The sequence below is a fragment of the Streptomyces sp. genome, from assembly GCF_019510245.1.
Classification (GTDB): Bacteria; Actinomycetota; Actinomycetes; order Streptomycetales; family Streptomycetaceae; genus Streptomyces.
The window spans coordinates 1-5,862 of record NZ_JAEKKT010000303.1 but is presented as its reverse complement, the minus strand read 5'-3'; the positions used below and the strand labels follow the sequence as shown (position 1 = coordinate 5,862).

Below are 5,862 nucleotides of genomic sequence, written 5' to 3'. Positions count from 1 at the left end.
ATTCGGCGCACGCAACTGTTCATCGGTGAAGGTCCAGGCCTTCATTTCACATGACGACCAGGCACTGATCGACACGCAGGCGCCCGGCTCGTTCGACTGCCACGACGCCTTCGCCAGGTCGATAGCCGCATGCAGCAAGGCCGGTGGCGGCCGCGTGGTGATCCCGTCCGGCAACTGGTTCTGCGCCGGCCCGATCGTGCTGTTGTCCAACGTCCACGTTCACCTGATGGCCGGCGCCCGCATCTGGTTCAGCAACCAGCCGGCCGACTACGCCAGGTACGGTGACTTCGACTGCGGCACAAACGGCAAGCTGATGCTTACCCGGTGGCAGGGCAACGACTGCCTGAACTTCGCGTCGATGATCTATGCCTACTGCCAGGACAATATCGCGCTGACCGGCGAAGACTGGACCAGCGTTCTCGATGGCCAGGGCGGCGTGCCTTTCGAAGACGGCGGCCCCTGCTGGTGGACATGGAAGGGCCGCAACAAGACCGTCAACCCGGTCAGCCAGGGCACGACACCGGGCTACAGGGCCGGCGAGCCATCGGGCGCCACCTTCAACCCGGACAACCCCGAGTCGCTGGCCGCACTGGCGCCTGATCTCAGCCAGGCCGAGCGCGCCTTGATCCAGGGCGACGGCGAGGAGGGCGCGCAGCGGCGCCCACCGCGCGCCCCGGTAGTGCTCGGACAGGTAGGTGTAGAGCGCCCGGTGGTGCTCGCGCAGCATGGCGCGGGAGACCGCCCGGGTCGACGAGCCGCCGATGTGGGTGATGACGGCGCTCGGCACGTAGACGTTCTGCCAGCCCGCCTCGGCCAGCCGTCGGCACAGGTCCATGTCCTCGCAGTACATGAAGTACTTCGGGTCGAAGCCGGCCACCTGCTCCCAGGCCTCGCGCCGCAGCAGCAGGCAGGAGCCGGACAGCCAGCCGGTGGTGCCCTCCACCGGTGAGCCCTGCTCGGCGCGGTAGGCGCGGGTCCAGGGGTTGGACGGCCAGAACGGCCCGAGCAGCGCGTGCCCGATGCCGCGGCCCAGGGACGGGAAGGCCCGGGCGCTCGGGTACAGCTGCCCGTCCGGGGTCCGGATGGCGGGGCCGAGGCTGCCGGCCCGCGGCCACCGCCCGGCCGCCGCGAGCAGCTCGTCGAGGGCACCCGGCGACCACTCCACGTCGGGGTTGGCGACGACCAGCCAGTCACCGGCGAAGCCGGACGCGCCGAGGTTGGCGGCCTTGCCGTAGCCCAGGTTGCCGCCGCTCTCGACCAGCCGGAAGTCGCCCTTCGGCGGCCGGTCCGGGGAGGCGTTGTCGACGACCACAACCTCGTACGGCGAGGTCGTGGCCGCGGGCAGCGTGGCCAGGAACGACGGCAGCACGTCGGCGGAGTTCCAGGTCACGACGACGACCCGGACGGGAGCGGACACCGGCAGCTCAGGAGGAGAGGGCGCGCGCGTAGCTCGCGAGGTGGGCTTCGGCACTGGCGGCCCAGGTGAACTCGAGCGAGCGCTGGTGCCCGGCCTCGCCGAGCGAGGCGCGCCGGGCGGGGTCGTCGAGCAGCGACGTGAGGGCCACGGCGATCGCGTCGGGGTCCGGCTCGGTGTAGGCGACGGCGTCGCCACCGACCTCCGGCAGCGACAGTCGCTGGGTGGTGAGGACCGGCGCGCCGCAGGCCATCGCCTCGAGCACCGGCAGGCCGAAGCCCTCGCCGTGCGAGGGGTAGGCCACCATCAGCGCACCGCCGAGGAAGCCAGGCAGGTCGGTGAAGCGCAGGTAGCCGGGCCGCAGCACGCGCAGGTGCGAGGGCACCTCGCTGATGGCCTGGTCGATGGTGTCGTCCCAGCCGGTGCCGCCGGCCAGCACGAGCGCCGGCGCGTCCTCGCGGTTGTTGCAGGCCTTCACCCAGCCGCGGACGAGCCCGGGGACGTTCTTGCGCGGCTCGAGCATGCCGAGGAACGCGATGTAGGGCTGCCCTGCCAGCCCGAGGCGCGCCTGCACCCGCTGCTTCTCCTCGTCCGCAGGCACGTGGAAGGTGTGCTGGTCGACGCCGTGGTAGGCGACGTCGAGCAGCGTCGCGTCCGCCTCGAGGATGCGGATCAGCTCGTCCCGCGTCGCCTTCGAGGGGACCACGCAGCGCGCCGCCCGGCGCAGGGCCGTGCGGGTGGCGGAGCGGAAGAAGGTGCCCTTGACCGAGGTGTGCAGGTCGGGCTCGGTGAAGAACGTGGCGTCGTGGATGGTCACGACCACGGGACGCCCGGCGCGCAGCGGCATCGTGTAGTGCGGTGAGTGCACGACCTCGGCCCCGACCTGCTGGGCGACCAGCGGCAGGCCGGTCTGCTCCCAGGCGAGCCGGGCCGGGCGGTGCGCGATGGCGGCCGGTCCGGCCACCACCTTGGCCTCCGGAGCCATCCGGCTGTAGCGCTCGGCGTCGGCGCGCTGCGACGCGATCGCGAGGTCCGCACCGGCCTCGGCGAGAGCCGTGACCAGACCGTCGACGTAACGACCCACACCACCGCGGTCAGCCGGAACGGCGGTGGCGTCGACGAGGACGCGAGGTCCAACGTCGCTCACGCGCGTGCTCCTCCGGGTCGGTCTAGCGGGGCACGTTCACCCTACGCCTGTCTCAGGCCGTCCTCGCCGAGACGGGCGTAGGCGCGCCACAGGGTTTCCGCCGCTCCGTCCCAGGTGTAGGTCGCGGCTCGCCGCGGCCCGGCTTCGCGCAGCCGGCTGCGGAGCGACTCGTCGCTCGTGATCCTCCGCAGGCCTTCGCCCAGCTCGGCCAGCGGCACGGCGAGAGCGGCGCCTCCGGCGACCTCGACGAGGGCCGGCGCGTCGGAGGTGAGCACCGGGGTGCCGAGGCTCATCCCCTCCAGAAGCGGCAGCCCGAAGCCCTCGTCGAGCGACGGCACGACCAGCGCGGTGGCCCGGCGCAGCAGGACGGCGAGGTCGGCGTCCGGCACCCGGCCGAGCAGCCGCACCCGGTCGGGTGCCACCCCCGTGTCACCCCAGCCGGCCTGACCGACGCAGAGCAGCGGCAGGTCCTCGTCGAGGGCGTCGAGCGCCTCCACGAGCCGGCGCAGGCCCTTGCGCGGCTCCAGCGTCGAGACGGTCAGCAGGAACCGCTCCGGCAGCCCGAGCGCGGCCGCCCGGCGGTCGGCGTCGGAGGGCAGAGCGAGATCGGCCGAGACGCCCTCCCCCACGACGAGCACCTCCCGGAGAGCGACGTGCCGGGCGAGCTCGTCCGCGACCGCCTGCGTGGGCACGACCAGCAGGTCCGCGGTGGTGGCGGCCCGGCCGACCATCCGGCGGTGCCACTCCGCGCCCCGCGGCGTGAGGGTCTCGGGGTGCGTCCACGGAACGGCGTCGTGCACGGTGACGACGAGCGGCGTGCCGCTCCGCTGCGGGTGCAGCGGGGTGAGCGCGTGCAGCACGTCGACCCGGGCCGACGGGCGGTGGCCGCGCTCCCAGGCCACGACCAGCGCGCGCCGGGGCAGCGGCAGCTGACGCACCGGGAAGGGCAGCGCCGGCAGCCGTGCCCTGCGGTGCAGCGCGGTCATGCCGAGCAGCTCCCAGCCGGGCGGCGCCGTGCGGTGCAGGGCGAGGGCGAGCTCGAGGCTGTAGCGCCCGGTGCCGCCCGGGACGGGGGCGAGGCACTGCTCGAGGACGACCCCCAGCCGCACCGCTAGACGACCGAGTACGCGAGGCGCGCGCGGCTGCCGGGCAGCAGGGACCAGGTCTCCCAACCGGCCTGGAACAGCTCGCTCGTGGTCTGCGGCGCGCGACCGTTGCCGGCCAGCACCACCACGAAGCGCGCCGTCTCGCCGGGCCGCACGGTGGTCGCGCCCGGCCGGCTGCGGTTCGAGGTCAGCGCCCCCGGCCGCATCGCGTTGATCCAGCTGCTGGCGTGCGAGGGCGAGCCGCTGGAGGCGACCACCGCGGACCGGATCGGTCCGCCGACCGGCCAGGCGATGTTGCCGGTGTTCTTCACGTCGAACCAGGCCGACGCGGTGCCGTTGCGGGGCACCCGGACGCCGCTGCTGGTGCCGACCAGCGAGCCGGTGAACGACGCTGCCGTCACCGAGACCGACAGCGACTGCCGGGGCCCGTACGCCTTGCCGTCCGGCCCGAACAGCTGCAGCGCGAGCGGGTAGGTGCCTGGCGTGTGCCGGTAGCCCGAGAGCGGGATCTGCCACTCGCCGACCTCACCGGGGTAGACCGCGGCCACGGACGGGCGGGTGACGTTGCGGGTCAGCGGCGGCGGCCGGGTGCTGGAGGACCAGGCGGAGGTCCGCAGCGACGTCTGGCTGGTGCCGAGCACCTCGGAGCCCACCGGCCAGCTCGACCCACCGACGTTGCGCATCCGCACGACGAGCACGGCGGTGCCGTTCGGAGCGTTGCTGATCGACACCTTCGCCGGCGGTGCGGTGTCGACGGTGGCCAGGCGCGACACCGCCGGGTCGACCCGGACCACGTTGAGGGAGCTGAGGGCGCCGTCGACCCAGTGCTTCCCCTCCCAGACCGGCTCGAAGGCCTCCGATGTGAGGCCCAGCGGCCGGCCGTTGCCGTAGAGCGTCAGGTCGAAGACGCCGTTGCCGCCGGGGGCGACCGGTGACGAGCCGGACAGCGTGCTGGCGCGGTGCGCCGCGACCCACGAGGGGCCGACCGACGCGCTGTCGCGGTCCCGGGGACCGGAGGTGCCGAGCCGCACCAGCGAGCCTGACCCGGCCGGCCAGCTCAGGTTGCCGGTGTTGCGCACGGTGAGCTGCACCGGGGTGCTGCCGGTCACCGGCACGACCACGCTGCGGCCGTCGGCGAGCACCGGACCAGGAGCGTTCGCGTCCGGGGAGGTCTTGGTGCCGGTCGGGCCGCCCACCGGGACGCCGGTGAAGACCGGTGCGTCGACGTAGACGTTGAAGGCGGCGGAGGCGCCGAAGACCTGACCGGTGCCCAGTCGGACCTTGTAGCTGCGCTGGTAGAAGCCCGGGCTCACGCCGTCGCCGGTCAGCGAGAACGTGAAGGTCGCGGTCTGGCCAGGAGCGATGGAGGTGGCCGAGCCGCTGTAGACCCCGGGACGGGTGCTGCCGCCGACGAGCGGGTCGGCCGCGCCCGCCGGCGAGGCGACGACCATCGACAGGCCCGACACCGGCCACGAGCTCGTGCCGGTGTTCTTCACGGTGGCCGTCATGGTCCCGGTGCTGACGCCGGGGCTGCGTACGAGGCGCGGCGCCGCGGTCCTGCTGATGACGGCGGTGCTGTAGGCGGGGATGACGTGCCACCAGCTGGAGCGCAGGCCGTCGGTGGCCCCGGGCCACGGGTGCGCGTGGTAGACGCCGGCGCCGGTGGTGGTGACGGAGGTGGCCTGACCGCTCGCGTTGACGCCCTCGAGCACGACCGTCTGGACGCGGCCACCCCAGTCGCCGTTGCCGTCCCGGGCGGTGATCCGCATCCGCTTCAGGGTGCCGACCGCCGGGAAAGCCGTCTGCAGCTGCGCGGTCGTGAGGGTGGCCTTCCAGTAGTGCACGGAGCTGCCCGTGACGCCGTCCCAGTCGTCGCGCTGCGCGATCAGGTACGGCAGGCCGCCGTCGGTGCTCCAGCCGCCGTTGCTCGCCGAGAACTCCGCGAAGATCGGCTTGCCGCCGTAGCTGCGGATCACGCCGGCGGTCGCCTGCACGGCACTGGTGGTGCTGGTGGCCTCGAGCGGGGTCTTGGTGCCGCCCGACGAGTACTGGTTGGTGCCCCCGAAGACCTGGCACATCGTCGTGTCGCAGATGTCGTAGGGCTGCGTGCTCGGCGCGTTGGCGCGCTTCCAGGCGGCGTAGGAGCGGGCCGCGATCGCCTGCGCCTGCAGCGCCGAGGCGCCCCAGGAGGAGGA

General features: G+C 73.6%; 4 protein-coding genes. All 4 read right to left on the bottom strand.

The genetic code is table 11. From position 1 onward, the window contains the following. Window positions 1-46 precede the first annotated feature (46 nt). Complete coding sequence (locus tag JF597_RS49525) at window positions 47-1,417, bottom strand: glycosyltransferase family 2 protein (protein WP_294012604.1); 1,371 nt, start codon at window positions 1,415-1,417, stop codon at window positions 47-49. A gap of 7 nt (window positions 1,418-1,424) precedes the next feature. Continuing rightward, complete coding sequence (locus JF597_RS49520; protein WP_294012601.1) at window positions 1,425-2,561, bottom strand: glycosyltransferase family 1 protein; 1,137 nt, start codon at window positions 2,559-2,561, stop codon at window positions 1,425-1,427. Between the two features lie 41 nt (window positions 2,562-2,602). After that, window positions 2,603-3,670 (bottom strand): glycosyltransferase family 1 protein, encoded by a 1,068-nt coding sequence (locus JF597_RS49515; RefSeq protein ID WP_294012598.1) that lies wholly within the window; start codon window positions 3,668-3,670, stop codon window positions 2,603-2,605. Between the two features lie 2 nt (window positions 3,671-3,672). Continuing rightward, the coding region (locus JF597_RS49510; protein ID WP_294012596.1) for a SpoIID/LytB domain-containing protein at window positions 3,673-5,862 on the bottom strand (2,190 nt) is incomplete at its 5' end.